Consider the following 13,183-nt stretch of genomic DNA (forward strand, 5'->3'; position numbering starts at 1 on the left):
TGGCCTGTGGCAGATTGTGAGATGTGATGCAACCGCGCGGTCCAGCATGTTGCGTTTACGCAGGCCCAGCGTTGTTTCGTCAGGATCCAGGTGCTGCGAAGCGGCGATAATTGTCGATTTGCGTTGTAGTTTGTTTTGCTCAGGCTTCCGTCACGGGCCGTGATGGGGTTAGAGTCTGCGGACGGGCTTGTTGGGCATTTTCGAGCAGGTTCGTTCGTTGTACAACTGAAAACAGGCGGCTCCACGGTGCGCTAACACCTGAGGAACCGCCTGCGTCTTCACCTTCTGATGATCGGTCGGCGCAAAACGATAACGATCATCCGAAGCATTCCAGCGGCCATCTTGGTGCCAAGCATCAAGGTGGCATTGCTGTTTGTAGCGTCGCAGTACATGGATACTGCGGTGAGCATGACAGCAGTCTGATTCAAAAGCTTGATCAGGTTACTGTCGGTTTGAGACTCGTCTGAGTCTCTATCTGAGTCCGGGTTCAAGGCGTTCCCTCCCTTCCCGTCGCCATTCCCCACGGTGGGGTCTGGCTCAGTTCTGGGTGGATCACTATCAAGGGTGGAAGGGGCTCGAAAGCGACTCTCCCCTTTTCTCAGGGCTGATTGACCTCTCGTCAGTTGGTTCGAAAACCTCCCGCATTGTGGTCTCTCAGTGCTCATGACACTACCGCTAGTGGCCGACAGAAACACCTAACGCGAGATGTTGTGGGTTACATCGTTGAAATTCCCAGGTCGCCCCTGTTCAGCGCACCATCCCCTCAGCGCGTCGGCGTGATGCACGTCACATACGCGTTGAATGTTGCAGCCCTGCATCGTCAATCAGGCAGTTCCGCTTTCGCGTTGGCATCCCGCGCAAGTTGAGCGGAAAATGACTGCCATGCCTGTCTCTGAACTTCTCCGCCTGGGTACCGCACGGCCGATCGTTCGCTGGGGTTCCCTGTGCTTCATGCGCCGGCGCGACCGGTGACAGGTTTCGGCAGCGATCTCCAAGAACTGTTGGCGGACATGTTCGCTACCAACATTGCTGCGGATGGTGCTGGACTGGCAGCTCAACAGGTAGGCGTTGACCTTGCGGTGTTCATTTACGACTGCGCCGACGAGGTAGGGAAACGGCGCACGGGCGTCGTCTGCAATCCGGTTGTCGACCTTCCTGAAGGGATAGACCGGCAGCTCGTCGAGTACTGCGAAGGCTGTCTGTCCCTTCCCGGCGCCTTCACTGACCTCGCGCGCCCCTCCTTCTCCACCTGTCGTGGACACGATCAGTACGGCAACTCGATCGAAATCACTGCTGGTGGCACCCTTGGGCGCTGCTTCCAACACGAGACTGACCACATCAACGGCATTGTCTTCGGCGACCGGCTCTCGACACGTAAACGCAAGCATCTCTATCGCGACCACGACGAGGTCTCGGACCAATACGCAGCCGATTGGCCGGCGTTGCCCGCTTCCTAGCCTCGATGTAGACCGGTCGCGGCCGAGTTTTGTTCGAGATTCAGCTGGCTTGGCCGAGTTGGGTGACTTCTTCGGGAGCTACCTTGAGGCTTCGTTGTGTTCGTCGTCTGCACTTGGGAACCTATTCCGGCCGCGCACGGCTGTCCTAGCGAATGCATTAATTACTGTGCGACATAAATAGCCGAAGAAATATTTTTCAGTTATTTTTCGGACACGGAAGTCAGTTATTTTTTAGACACAGTTTTGGCGGCTTCATTGTTATTAAAATTGGGACCACTTGTGTTGGCGCGATCGAGTCGCGGCCACATGGAACGGCGTATTTATGAACCAGTTTCATGCCTTGAGCTGGGGATTCAATCCGATGCAAAGTGGGGTCGCGGTCAGTCGCAAAGCTGTGCATAATGACATTCATCGGGAATTGAGCACATTCGAATTGTCGTTGTGCAGGGCTTTGGTCTATCTACTACAAGGGGTTTCAAATGATTGGGTCTGGGTCCTTTATCGTCGCTTTGCCGTCTGCGTCGAGTTCCGGAGATTGGTGGCCGGTTTTGATGATGGTGTCAGCGGTGTCGGTCGGCGTCGCGGTGGTCGGTGTAATTGTGGCGGCGTCGGAGCGGTCGCCCTGGCCGTTTGCGGTGGTCGGTGGTGCATGCTTGAGTGCGTGGGCTTTTGCCGACGCCGCGTTTGCGAGCGCGAAAGCGAGTGCGGCGCAGCTGGCGGCGTCGGGGCCGCTGCCTTTCCCGCTGCTCAATGGGATTGGAACGGCCGTTTTCGTCGTCTATGTCGGGTGCGCGGTGGTGTTGGGGATTATCGCCGGTTCCGGATGGATCGAATCGTGACGGCGGCGCGGTACGCCGAGGGTGCTGACAGTGCGGCGTTTGCCTCAGTCATTGCTGGTCGGAGTGTCGGCCGGGCCCGGCGTCTGATGATGTGCTGGCGCGAGTTCGTGGCTGCGATGTGGGGTTTTGGGCGGAGTCCGTTCGAGCGGCAGAAGCGTCTCCGATCACTGCTGTTCTTACTGGTCCTCGTGGGGTGGGTTCCGGGTCTCGTTGCCCTGGGCTTGACGTTGCAAGCTGCGGTGCAGCTCGGCGGGGTTGCGGCGCTGTCTTTCGCGGCGGTGTTGCTGGTGATTTGGCCGTTGGCCTCGGTGTTTTCGCCGGGTTTCTGCCTGGAAAGCTCGGATAGTTCCGCGTCGCTGCGGGTGGTGCCGAGAGATGAGGTGCCCGGGGTGTTCGAGGTTCGGAGTTTTTCGCGGTGGCCGATGACGGAGGCGACTGCCAACTCTGCGGACGAGGTTGCGGGTGTGGTGGGTGGTCTTGCTGATGAGTTCGGTGTGACTTTGGTGGCGTTGGCCGCTTCGGATTCACTGCGGCGTAGTTACATTCGGAAGTTCGGGTTCGTTGGAGCGCCTGAGGACCTGTGCAGGATGCTGACGGGTAAGCGATTGAAGCCGTTTTTGGTACGCACACCAAGGATTGCGGTTGAGCGTTCGGAAGCAACTATCTGATTTGTGCTGGTGTCTGGAGTGTGCGACACGCCCGAGCGGATCGGTTCTTGTTAGAATGTGCGCACCCCCGTAGGGGGTGCGCAACCTCATTGTCGCGTGAAAAGTGCACTGCTTCTTGACTTTTCTGGCTTACTGTCGCACGCATGACGACCATATTTGCTCAGACGTACATGCCGGCCTCTGATCATGATGGCGCGGAGTTGTTCTCACTGGAACCTCTGTGGGATGTGATTCGGGATCATGCCTTGTGGTTGTTGGTGATCGCTCTCGCAGTGGCTCTCTGGGGTCATGCGAAGGTGCAGGGGCGATTCAAATTACGCGCGTCGATGGGTGTCGGCGGCACGGCGGTTATCGCAGCCGCGGCCTTAGCGGTGGGTGTGTTGGCGGTGTGGTGGTAGCGCACAGCCCGTCTATGTTGGGTGAATGACTGAGGCCATGCCGAGTGACGATTTTGTGGTTTCGTTTGCCACCACGGAGGATGCGCGGGCCTGGTTGATTGACCGCGTGGCGTATCTGGCTGGGGTGGCGGGACAGCAGGGTTCGCCGCGGGTTTCGTTCAGTGCGCTGCGGACGGCGAATGTGGCCGGGTCGGGTGCGTCTACTCCTGCGATGTATTACTGCGAGACAGACGAGTTGGTGTTTCATCCGCGAGAGGTGGCGACCGGGATCATCAACACTCAGATTGCGGACGCAATCGTGTTGCATGAGTTGGGCCACCGGGCCGACCCAGGCCCTATGCTGCGGAAACGGATCTCTCAGGGGTTGTGGATCGTCGCGGCCGTGGCCGGTATGTGGTTCCTGCTCTCCCATTCAGGGTGGGCTGTCGCGCTTCTCTCCGTGACTGGACTGTTGGGTTATGTGTGGTTGTCGTGGAACGCGTCGGCTCTACGGAAGGAAGAGGACATGGCTGACGATTATGCGTTGGCCCACGGGGGTTCTGAGCCGATTCTGTCGTTCTTGAGGGCTTCTGTCGTCGATCCCACGGCCGAAGGGACTGCGGTTCATCGGAAACCTGCTGATCGGTTAGCTCGAATGGAGCGCAAGGTCGCGGAAACAGGGGCGGTACCGCGTCGGTTTTGACGGTTCGGCTTGTGTTTGGTTCGTGTGAGGATTACTGCGTCTCGCCGACCCTCTCGGGTGCGAGGGCGCGACTGACGGATGATCTGCCGACACGGAGTGTCGAGGCTATGGCGTCGAGGCTTTTGCCCTGTTCACGCATCGTGCGGGCGAGTTCGGTGCGTTCGGGGGTCATGACGGTGGGCCGTCCGCCGTGTCGGCCTTGTCGGCGGGCGGCTTCGAGGCCGGCGTGGGTGCGTTCGACGATCATGCGGCGTTCCATTTGGGCGAGGGCTGCCATGACGTGGAAGAGGAATTCGCCACCTGCGGTGGTGGTGTCGAATCCTTCTGTGAGGGAACGGAATGCGATGCCGCGTTCGCCGAGGTTGTGGACGGTGTCGATGACGTGGCGGACGGATCGTCCGAGGCGATCGAGTTTCCAGACGACGAGGACATCACCGTCATGGTCGCGTAGGTAGTTCAGGCATTCGGTGAGCTGGGGGCGCTGCGTCTTGGAGCCGGATTCGTAGTCGGTGAAGATGCGGATCGCTCCGGCTTGGCGGAGTGCGTGTTCTTGCAGTTCGGGGTTTTGTTCGAGGGTGGAGACGCGGGCGTATCCGATGATGCTCACAGTCTCGGTCCTTCTTCTCTGCTGCTGTGTTGTGGAATGGTGCGGCTGTTCATGAGATGGTGGTCGACCTCGGGACTCCAGTGGGTGTGGAACTTGGTGGTGTCGAGGTCGGCTAGTTCTCGCTCCGGAGTGGCCGGCTTCGGCGTTGGCCGGATCTCGGTCGCCGGTGGTTCATGTTGTGGTGCTTCGGATTTGATCCGGCTCGCCCAGCTGTAGGTCTGTTCGGGCATACTGTCGTAGTGCTCGATCATTGCTTGCCAGTGTTCGGGGAAGGTCATGACGTTCTCGCGGGGTGCGGTGGCGATGGAGTCCGTGGGCACTTCGGTGACAGGTTTGATCGCGGGCCTTAGGACGTCGGCGAGGATGGTTCCGCCATCGATGTAAGCGAAGTTGCGGGCAGCTTGGACGGCGTCGACGCTGAGTTCGCGCCACTCGATTGCCCATCCCACGTCGCGGGCGAGCTGGTCGAAGAAAACCCTTTGGGTACGGGAGTTTCCGTCGACGAACGGATGGACACTGGTCAGGTCTCCCCAGTGTCCGGCGAGATCCTGGACAAACGCTTCGTGGCTGTGGTGGTTGACGTAGACGCCGCTGTTGATGTCGGTGAACACTCGATCGAGTTCGCCGGGGATGGCAGCGGGTGGGTCGTGAAGGATGCCGAGATCGCCCGGCGCGGTGTCGATGGTGCGGATTTCACCAGCCCAGTCGTAGAGGTCGCCGAGTAGGTGTCGATGGATTGCTTGCAGGTGCGCGAAGTCGAAGTGTCCGTCGATCGGGTTCGCTGCCAGCTCGGCCATTCGGGCAGCGGCGATCGCGCCTTCTACCTCGGCGAGGATCTGAGGGTCTTTGTAGCCGAACCTGTTTCGGAGTACTTGTGTACCCGGGTAGTGGTAGGAATCGGTCACAGCCCGTGCCGCCGGCGGATCGCTGCATGCGCGAGCTCGATGGCCTCGTCTCCCGTCAGGTCCCCGGCGAGTACCGATCGAGCAGCTGTTTCGGCTTCGGCGGTGAAGGGGACGCCACCCATTTCGAGGCCGGCGCGGATGCCTGCAATTTCCCGTTCGATCTCACCTGCGGTCAGGATGCGGGTGGGTTTACGCGGAATCTCGTCTGGATTCGTCATGGTCTGCTCCCCCGGTTCTCGTTTTGCGGCTGTACGCGTTTCTGCGGTTTCGACGTCGCCGACCCTCTGTCGGAGGTCGCCGGCGGCGTGTTCGTCGTTCTGCGTTGAGAGTGATGCTATCGAACCGACCGAAAACGGTCTACTCACCAATTTCGGTCGATCTAGTTTCGGTCATGAGTTTCGGTCGACGGTTTCGCATGGTCGCCCAATCGCGCCGATTCGGATCGATTCGTGGGCCGAATACGATCGTTTACGGCCCAACGACTTCACTGGGTGAGGACAACATTTACACTCCCTTCACGTCATCGCAGGCACCCCACTCTCGGAAGCCCTAGTATCTCCAGATGACCACAGCACATCAGATTGAGATCCGCGCGTTGCGCGTGGTCGATCGAGTCATCAATTCGAGTCCGGCGGAAGACGACCTAGTCGAATGCAAAGCAGAATGGCCTGATAACCACCGGAAGGCTGCTCGTCAGATTGCCGCCCTATGCAACGCTGCTCGCGGCGAAGACTCGATGTGGCTCGTAGGAGTTAACGAAAAGCAAGGGAAAGTCGTGCCGGCATCAGTTAACGAACTGGCAAACTGGTGGCCTCAGGTTGAGAAATATTTCGGGGACAGAATTTCGCCTGAGATGCAGAATTTGGTAGTTCCCACGCCCGAGGGGGATATTGTCGCGCTTAACTTCGGAACCGGCAGAGCTCCCTACCTAGTTTCAGCCAACGGAGAAGGTGGCATCGATTTTGAGGTTCCCATCCGCGCCGGAAATAGAACTCGAACGGCTCGCCGACACGAACTTATTCTCATGATGTCCGAAGAAACTGACGCCCCGATAATCGAATTAGTTAACTGCAAAATCTATATGCACATGCCTAGCGACGCAGAGCTGTCAAAAAACCAGGTCGACCCAGGTAATATACGAATTCAATTCACCGGATTCATATTTGTCTCGACTGTCCGCGCGATTACGATCCCTGCTCATAGAATGAAGGCCGTAGTAAGTTTTCCAAATCTCAACGATACGGCCGAATTAGATCTATCCACGGGCGCTTCATTTTCGACGCCACAAGAAACAACTGCCGGATTCAGGAAACTTGCCAGCGGATTTTACTTTGATGCACCTGACGGCGTAAATCTACATGCCTCGGGTGAAATGCCGAGAAGTTTGTTCGAATCAATTCACGACTCTACCTCCATTTCAATATTACTGGAATTTCATATAGCCGGGAGGGAACGCCCAGTTCAGGTTCGTAAGGATTTGTCCCAAGACGCAAAAACTGAACGACGAGGAATATCTAACATTCGGACCACAAGAGTAGGGAACTGGACAGGTCAATCAGATATTTAATCAAAATAAATATTTTACCGATAATTTTATAGCGAGGGGAGTTTGCCTGAACAGCTTTCAGGACGGGTCTGGTTTCCCATCATCGCGGCCAGATTCCGGACGGTTCCTTCTTCGCTCGCGCGCATTCCTCTCCTTCAGCGACCGGATTCTCGCAGCTCTCGCGGAGTGCCTTCTTGTAATCCGAATGAGGGTAATAGACCCCAAGAAGCTGTACATGCCGATGCCGAGTAGCATCGCCATCAATAGTATAAGAAAATTTTCCGAAATGGCACGGTGGATAACAAACACAAGGATTGACAGGGATGCAGTTAAGAAAGCTGCCGTAGCGACAATCTCATAGGGTCTCCGCACGTTGGATTCACTTGAATCGATCATGCGAATCAATTCACCGTACTCATCTTTGGTAAGCATGTCAGTAACCCATCTGCTTGCCACGAGCGTTGTCGCCCCAATAGCAGCACCTACTGCCATACCCGCGATCAAAATTGGACCAACCCCGTCCAATTTTTCCCCACGGAGAATTGACGTTATACAAAAAGTCGTTGCTAGAATAGCGCTGACACAGAGATCCCAGTTCCTTTTCAGCGCATTCCAGAGTCGGTCAACCGGCGATTTCATCGGGTGCGCCGTCCATAACCATCGGAGCCGAGCCTGCGGGTATATTTGATATCGCACCCATAAGCTCGTCAGCACTTGCTTGAGGGCCAGGGCCGCGTGTTCTTACACGAGCTAGAGTTCTCGACGCGACACCCTTAAACTTAGTCCAGACTGTCTCATCATTATTTTCGTCAACGCCAGTCAAAGTTGCCCTGCCATAATTTCGGGCCACATGGTCCAGGGCCTGACGAAAGGGCTCTGATTCAGTATTCACTCCCTCGTCACTCGGCGCTGACCCCGCAAGTCGAAGATGTTCCACATGTGTCTGTTCCACTAACTGTTCAATCAGATAATCGTCACCGTAATGCGGATTTGGGCGATCTAAAGTAAAGTCGAAACGGATTACTCGCTCGACTGATTGGAACCAATTTTCATAGTTTGTCTCATATGCGAGCGGAGTGAGAATCCAATCGAAGTGGGATTCAGTCTTCATGAGCTCACTAAAAGCGCGTATGAACGTCTGCTCACGGACTACATTAGATATTAATTGAAACTAATTTTTCCATCCTTCGAAAGGAAGAACGGCACGGTAACACCCGTAGGAGCTTGCCCCTCAACAAAATCTCCTTTTTCTGAATCGAACGCGAGAGTGTTCACTTCATCCTCACGCACAAATCCAATCTTCCCGAAGTACCCCAAATTAGATTCTTCAAGAATTCTAGTGAGAATCCATCGCCTCCGATAGAGATCTTTAGTCAACCCGGGCGTCCAGGATTGCTCAACTGCCTGTGCGATCGTATCCGGGGCAAACAGTCCAGCGAAAGTAACCTCAGCAACGCCAATGGTGTGCTCGGTCAAACGCGCAGAATCGTCTGAGTTCGTATTCGGAAAACCTTCGGAAGCCATGTCGAGGTGCGCCCTTTCCTGGTATGAGATATGCCGAGCATCCTACGTTTTTTCCGGTCGTTTCAGCGACAGCTCTTATGTAGCGTGTTTCGGATCACCGGCTTGCCCTCACACCTCGACCGCCGGGACAACGACACGAGCGCAATGAACCGAGGTTGCCCTTGGGGCAGACGCAACAGAGGACGAAACCCCCTGACTCGGCTTCACGATCGCTAGTCCACCTTGCTCATCGCTTCGTCTCTATGATTGCTCGGCCATACGGCGGCAGGCTGGGCCTGTTTGGGGTGTGATTGGTGGGGATGGGTGCGAGGTGGTGGAGTCCGGGGAGGCTATAGGCGGTCAGTGCGAGGCGGGTGCGCCAGGCTTTGTGCTTGAACGCCCAGATCCAGTGTCCGGTCATCCAGATTCCGAGGCCGGCGCCGAGGATTGCATAGGCGGTCGGTGTGCTGCCGGTGAAACCGATGCGGAGCAGTCCTTCGAAGACTGCGATCGCGCCCGCGAGTCGGGCGATGATCGATCCGAATCCCCAGATCAAGAGTGCTGCTACGGCGATGATCGCGGCGATAGCCATGCGGTTGTCCCTCCTTCTCGTGGGTGATTCATGAAAGTTGTTGTCGGCGAGTGTGCCGTGCGAGTCCGACAGAGATTGCAGTGTCGACGGGGTCAAAACAGGGCGTTTTGGGTTTGGGCTGCGGCGCTGTCGGTGCGTTTCTCGTAGGCGGCTGCGAGGGTTTGCGCGGTGGTGGGGCTGCATCCCATTTCGGCGCCGACGTCTTCCCAGCTGGCTCCGTGATGGTGGTGTAGCTGCCAGGCGTCGTGTTCGTCATCGCTCATGGTGATCCCTTCTCTTCGGTGGGTGTGTTGAGTTCTCTTCGGTGGGTGTGTTGAGTTCTCGGCGGAGGCGTAGGGCTAGGACGTAGTGGTAGACCGCGAATCCGAGGAGGCTTGTTCCGGCGATGAGGGAAACGGTTGTTCCTAAGCTGAGGAAGATGATGCCTACGGCGAGGCTGATCAGCGCGACAACGGTGTGCGCTTTCCAGCCGGGTTTGCTGGTGTCTTTTTCGGTCGTCATGGTCGATTCTCTCTGTCGGTTGGGGCTTTTCGGAGTCTGGCGGCTTTGGTGAAGCTGTAGACGGAGGCGGTGAGGACGATGATTCCGGCGGTGATCATGTGTTTGGTGCCGATGGTGAAGTCCAGGGCGGCGACGGCGAGGGCGAGGACACCGAAGATGCTGTGTTTCAACACTCTTGGCTTGTTTGTCATGCTCGGCCTTCGCGGATGGCGGCGAGGCGTTGGGAAGCTGCGCGGCGTTCGCGGCCGATGCTGAGCAGGTGTTCGAACAGTTGGTCTTCGGGGAGCTCTTCCGCGGCTTGGGCGAGGGATCGTGCTGCTTCGCGGAATCCGCGGCGGTATGCCTGGGTGAGGACTGCGCCGATGTTGTGCTCGAGTTCAGCGGACGGGACGCCGATGGTGGTGATGTCGGTGAGCGCTTTGGTGAGCTGTTTCCCGAGGTGCCCGCTGGTGCGGCCTTCCTGCTGCAAGGTGGTGAAGACGTGGGCACTGTTGTGGGGTTTGCCGGCCAGAGCGAGTTCGGAGATGGCGGTGAACAGTGCCGCGTTCACGGGCCGGTAGAAGTCTGCGCTGGTCAGAGCTGCGACGGCACGTTTCGCGCTCTCGGCGGATGCCCAGAGCAGCGAGCACAGGAGTTGAGCTTCGACATCGAGGGCGGTGCTGTACTCGTCTATCTCGTCGCTTTCGCTGGTGAGGTCGTCGAAGTCGGGGACGGTGGCCAGTGAGAGTGTCACGTCGGGATCCTTGCTGTCGCCGGTGGGCATGGGAGGTCAGGGTCGCGGTGAGGTGAGTTGCCGGTGGCTGCGCAGGATCTCGGCGGCTGCGCGGAGGTTGCGGGCTGCGTCCTCAAGGTGGGTTGCGATGTCCTGGTCATGGCCGGCAACAACTTCGGCGGTGTCCGTGTCGGGTGCGGTGTAGAGGGTGTGCAGTTCTTCGCGTGCGTCGCTGATTCTGGCGAGGGAGTCGTCGAGGGCGGCGAGCATGGTGCGCAGTTTGCGGTCGACGGATACGCTGGCGCGGCGGAGCTCGGCGTCGAGTGCGCGGTCGACGAAGTCTGCGTCGGGGGTGAAGGTGAATGCTGCGGCGGTCATGGTGTCCTCGTTTCGCTGGTGACGGTTGCCGGTCAGGCGGCCGTGGTGAGTTTCTTGATTTCGTCGGGGCGGAATCCGCTCCAGTGGTTTTCCCCTGCGACGACGACGGGGGCTTGCAGGTATCCCAGGCTCATGACGTAATCGCGGGCCTGCGCGTTTTCGGTGATGTCGATGACGTCGTATTCGATTCCCACTTTGTCGAGTGCACGGTAAGTGGCATTGCATTGCACACATGCAGGCTTGGTGTATACGGTGATCGCCATTCCCCCTCGTCAGTGATTCTTTATTGATTTCATTCTATCGAACAATGCAATATAAACCAATACTCTAACGGGTATTTCTTCGATTAGTTTCCGCTTTCGTTAATGACATCTTCAATCATTCCAAGATTCATTCACTAACACTCGGCCATGACATATACAGCTAGTTTTGCGCGGTCTACCTGCACTTTCTACACCTTCCCCCGATATGTGCCGATATTCTGGTCTCGGCGGGAGCGGGCCAAGGTGAGCGGAGAAAAAATATCGTAGCGCCGTTGTTCGAGCGTGCGAGTGGCGCGTGTGCATATTATTTTCGGCGCGGCCTTGATGCGCGAGTGTCGGGATAGAAGAATGTTCACACCGGGGCGGGTCAGTTCCTTTTCCTTGCGCTTTTATCGTGGTTCGTGGCCGGCGGCCGGGTGCTTTCTCGAGTGCCTGTAGTGGTGTCCGCATTCCGCCCTTCCGGTCCGCCGGTGGCTCTTACCGCCGGCCAGGGATTGATAGTGCGGGGCGGAAGGGCGGACGATCCCCAACCCCTTTCGGGCCGGGGATCGCCGCTTCATTGGGTCAGTCGATCGCGACCTCGTCGAATGTGAGCTGTCCGGTGATGATTTCCTCGACGGCGGCGAGGGTGTAGCCCTGTTCCATCAGGAAACTGAGGTACTGGTCGGCGTTCTTGGGCCCCGATCGCCATGCGTCTTTGACCATGCGGGACTCTTGCGCGGCGATCACCAGCGCGAGAAGCAGCACCTGAGCGCGAGCCTCGCACACCTTCGCCACTTGCTCGGCCAGTTCTTTCCCTGGGTAGTAGCCCTTGAATCCGAGCAGCTCACCGAGCGATTCCGCTGCCTTGTACTCCGAGATCAGTCCGGGATCGCGGGCGAGGGTGGCCGCAACGTAGGCCGCCGCCGTTTTCGGCGGGGTCTTGCGGGCGAGCAAGGTCGTGCGCAGAAACTCGCGTCGGACGGTGGTCGCGGCCTCTGCCTGCTTGTTCAGCTCGCGGACTCGTCGCCGTTCCTGCTTGTCCTTCGCTTCCTGCTCGCGCACTGCCCGAGCTGCTTCGGCGGGGTCGTTTCCGCTGCCATCTGCGGCGGCGGGAACGGCGTCGATGATCGGGTGCGGTTCGAGTCCTGCGCCTTGTTGGTCGGTGCACCAGTATTCCGGGAGGTATTCGGGCCGGTAGTCGACGGTGTTGGCGTGCCGTAGCCCTTCGTCGGGTACGGCGGAATCGTCGTCCTCGGTGTCCCAATCGACATCGTCGTAATCGACGCGCTCACCGGTGGCTTTGTCGAAAAATGCGTCTTCCTGCCCCAGGAACACCGCCCAGAACTGCGGGGCTGCGTCGATCATGTCCGGGGTGACCTCGTCGCCGTCTGTGGTGACCAGGTCGGACGGGGACGGCACCTCCTCCCCGAAACTGACGTGATCGTGCGGAAGGATCGTAAATCCCTTCTCCGCGAACGGGGCTGCGGCTGCGGCGTATGCCTCCCGTTCTTCGCGCAACCCGCGTAGTCGCTCCGCTACGTGGTCGAAGTCGTAAGACCTGGTGGTCAGGAGCTTTTCGACGGCTTCGGTGTCTCCGGCTTCCTCGAACTCGGCCACTACTGCCGCGTGTGCGAGGTCGAGCTGTCCGGAGTCGAGGGCTGCGCGGGCCGCCTCGGCTTTTCCCACCGCTGCTTGGGCTTTCACGTCCTTTTTGTCCATCGCGAGGGTCTTCGACACCTTCGTGATGGATGCGCCGAATTCGAGCATCTGCGCGACACCTCGGGTGTGCTGAGCTGCGGTCAACCCTTCGCGGTGCCGGTTGGCGGTGATCTGCTTGCCGATCCGGTCGACGGCGCGGGCCTTGTCACTACCTTCGGTGTCGGGGTAGATCACGACGGGGATGCTGGTCAGGCCGGTTTCGCGGGCGGCGAGGGTGCGGCGTTGGCCGTCGCGGACGACGATCGTTCCGTCTGCGGTCCGGACGGCGCTGATCGCTTCGAGTACTCCGTTTTCGCGGATGGATTCGACGAAGTCGGGCGTCTGCGCCAGATCGACGCTGTCGCGGACGTTCTCGCCGATGTCGAGGGCGTCGGGGTGCAGCTGCGCGACCTCGAGTGCTGCGGGGGCGGTGTGTGTTGCGGTCATGGTGT

18 protein-coding genes and 1 pseudogene are annotated in these 13,183 nt (G+C 58.4%); 6 read left to right on the forward strand and 13 right to left on the reverse strand.

Going from position 1 to position 13,183, the window contains the following annotated elements; genetic code table 11:
* The first annotated feature begins 882 nt into the window (after positions 1 to 882).
* From def to GJB56_RS31005, 5 genes and pseudogenes are all read left to right on the forward strand, one after another.
* A pseudogene (def, locus tag GJB56_RS30985) lies at positions 883 to 1,457 on the forward strand (peptide deformylase).
* Positions 1,458 to 1,936: 479 nt separating this feature from the next.
* Positions 1,937 to 2,296: a hypothetical protein gene (locus GJB56_RS30990; protein WP_154606759.1), complete on the forward strand. Its 360-nt coding sequence runs from the start codon at positions 1,937 to 1,939 to the stop codon at positions 2,294 to 2,296.
* On the forward strand, positions 2,293 to 2,964 hold the full coding sequence (locus GJB56_RS30995; protein WP_113684362.1) for a hypothetical protein: 672 nt from the start codon (positions 2,293 to 2,295) through the stop codon (positions 2,962 to 2,964). Before GJB56_RS30990 ends, GJB56_RS30995 begins: the two co-directional genes overlap by 4 nt.
* A 143-nt stretch (positions 2,965 to 3,107) precedes the next feature.
* Complete coding sequence (locus tag GJB56_RS31000) at positions 3,108 to 3,362, forward strand: hypothetical protein (protein WP_113684363.1); 255 nt, start codon at positions 3,108 to 3,110, stop codon at positions 3,360 to 3,362.
* A 25-nt stretch (positions 3,363 to 3,387) separates the two neighbouring features.
* Entirely contained in the window at positions 3,388 to 4,044 is a 657-nt protein-coding gene (locus tag GJB56_RS31005; protein ID WP_113684364.1) for a hypothetical protein, read from the forward strand.
* A 31-nt stretch (positions 4,045 to 4,075) separates the two neighbouring features.
* Here the strand turns inward: GJB56_RS31005 and GJB56_RS31010 are convergent, their stop codons facing one another.
* From GJB56_RS31010 to GJB56_RS31020, 3 genes are read right to left on the reverse strand one after another with little or no spacing between them, the layout of a single operon-like run.
* Complete coding sequence (locus GJB56_RS31010) at positions 4,076 to 4,651, reverse strand: recombinase family protein (protein ID WP_113684365.1); 576 nt, start codon at positions 4,649 to 4,651, stop codon at positions 4,076 to 4,078.
* Complete coding sequence (locus tag GJB56_RS31015; protein ID WP_113684366.1) at positions 4,648 to 5,556, reverse strand: Fic/DOC family protein; 909 nt, start codon at positions 5,554 to 5,556, stop codon at positions 4,648 to 4,650. The genes GJB56_RS31010 and GJB56_RS31015 overlap by 4 nt, the downstream gene beginning before the upstream one ends.
* Complete coding sequence (locus GJB56_RS31020; RefSeq protein WP_154606760.1) at positions 5,553 to 5,774, reverse strand: hypothetical protein; 222 nt, start codon at positions 5,772 to 5,774, stop codon at positions 5,553 to 5,555. The genes GJB56_RS31015 and GJB56_RS31020 overlap by 4 nt, the downstream gene beginning before the upstream one ends.
* A 344-nt stretch (positions 5,775 to 6,118) precedes the next feature.
* Between GJB56_RS31020 and GJB56_RS31025 the strand changes: the two genes are divergently transcribed.
* Positions 6,119 to 7,123, forward strand: coding sequence for a hypothetical protein (locus GJB56_RS31025; protein WP_154606761.1), 1,005 nt, complete (start codon positions 6,119 to 6,121; stop codon positions 7,121 to 7,123).
* A gap of 601 nt (positions 7,124 to 7,724) precedes the next feature.
* Here the strand turns inward: GJB56_RS31025 and GJB56_RS31030 are convergent.
* The 10 genes from GJB56_RS31030 to GJB56_RS31065 all read right to left on the reverse strand — a co-directional run bounded on the left by GJB56_RS31030 (position 7,725) and on the right by GJB56_RS31065 (position 13,178).
* Entirely contained in the window at positions 7,725 to 8,213 is a 489-nt protein-coding gene (locus GJB56_RS31030; RefSeq protein ID WP_154606762.1) for a hypothetical protein, read from the reverse strand.
* Positions 8,214 to 8,263: 50 nt separating this feature from the next.
* Positions 8,264 to 8,626: a hypothetical protein gene (locus GJB56_RS31035; RefSeq protein WP_113684369.1), complete on the reverse strand. Its 363-nt coding sequence runs from the start codon at positions 8,624 to 8,626 to the stop codon at positions 8,264 to 8,266.
* A gap of 226 nt (positions 8,627 to 8,852) precedes the next feature.
* Positions 8,853 to 9,197, reverse strand: coding sequence for a hypothetical protein (locus tag GJB56_RS31040; protein ID WP_154606763.1), 345 nt, complete (start codon positions 9,195 to 9,197; stop codon positions 8,853 to 8,855).
* Between the two features lie 92 nt (positions 9,198 to 9,289).
* Positions 9,290 to 9,460, reverse strand: a complete 171-nt coding sequence (locus tag GJB56_RS31560) for a hypothetical protein (RefSeq protein WP_195849660.1) — start codon at positions 9,458 to 9,460, stop codon at positions 9,290 to 9,292.
* A complete protein-coding gene (locus GJB56_RS31045) occupies positions 9,450 to 9,698 on the reverse strand; it encodes a hypothetical protein (protein WP_113684371.1) in 249 nt (82 codons plus the stop codon). The genes GJB56_RS31560 and GJB56_RS31045 overlap by 11 nt, the downstream gene beginning before the upstream one ends.
* Positions 9,695 to 9,889 (reverse strand): hypothetical protein, encoded by a 195-nt coding sequence (locus tag GJB56_RS31565; RefSeq protein ID WP_162793460.1) that lies wholly within the window; start codon positions 9,887 to 9,889, stop codon positions 9,695 to 9,697. Before GJB56_RS31565 ends, GJB56_RS31045 begins: the two co-directional genes overlap by 4 nt.
* A complete protein-coding gene (locus GJB56_RS31050; protein WP_113684372.1) occupies positions 9,886 to 10,461 on the reverse strand; it encodes a DnaB-like helicase N-terminal domain-containing protein in 576 nt (191 codons plus the stop codon). The genes GJB56_RS31565 and GJB56_RS31050 overlap by 4 nt, the downstream gene beginning before the upstream one ends.
* Before the next feature lie 6 nt (positions 10,462 to 10,467).
* Positions 10,468 to 10,788, reverse strand: a complete 321-nt coding sequence (locus tag GJB56_RS31055) for a hypothetical protein (RefSeq protein WP_113684373.1) — start codon at positions 10,786 to 10,788, stop codon at positions 10,468 to 10,470.
* 32 nt (positions 10,789 to 10,820) lie between these two features.
* Positions 10,821 to 11,051 carry a glutaredoxin-like protein NrdH gene (nrdH, locus tag GJB56_RS31060; protein ID WP_113684374.1) on the reverse strand — a complete coding sequence of 77 codons (231 nt, stop codon included), beginning with the start codon at positions 11,049 to 11,051 and terminating at the stop codon, positions 10,821 to 10,823.
* 564 nt (positions 11,052 to 11,615) lie between these two features.
* The gene (locus GJB56_RS31065) at positions 11,616 to 13,178 is read right to left on the reverse strand and encodes a ParB/RepB/Spo0J family partition protein (protein WP_113684375.1); all 1,563 of its coding nucleotides are present in this window, start codon (positions 13,176 to 13,178) and stop codon (positions 11,616 to 11,618) included.
* Positions 13,179 to 13,183 lie beyond the last annotated feature (5 nt).

The organism is Rhodococcus sp. AQ5-07 (assembly GCF_009707305.1).
Lineage (GTDB): Bacteria > Actinomycetota > Actinomycetes > Mycobacteriales > Mycobacteriaceae > Rhodococcus_F > Rhodococcus_F erythropolis.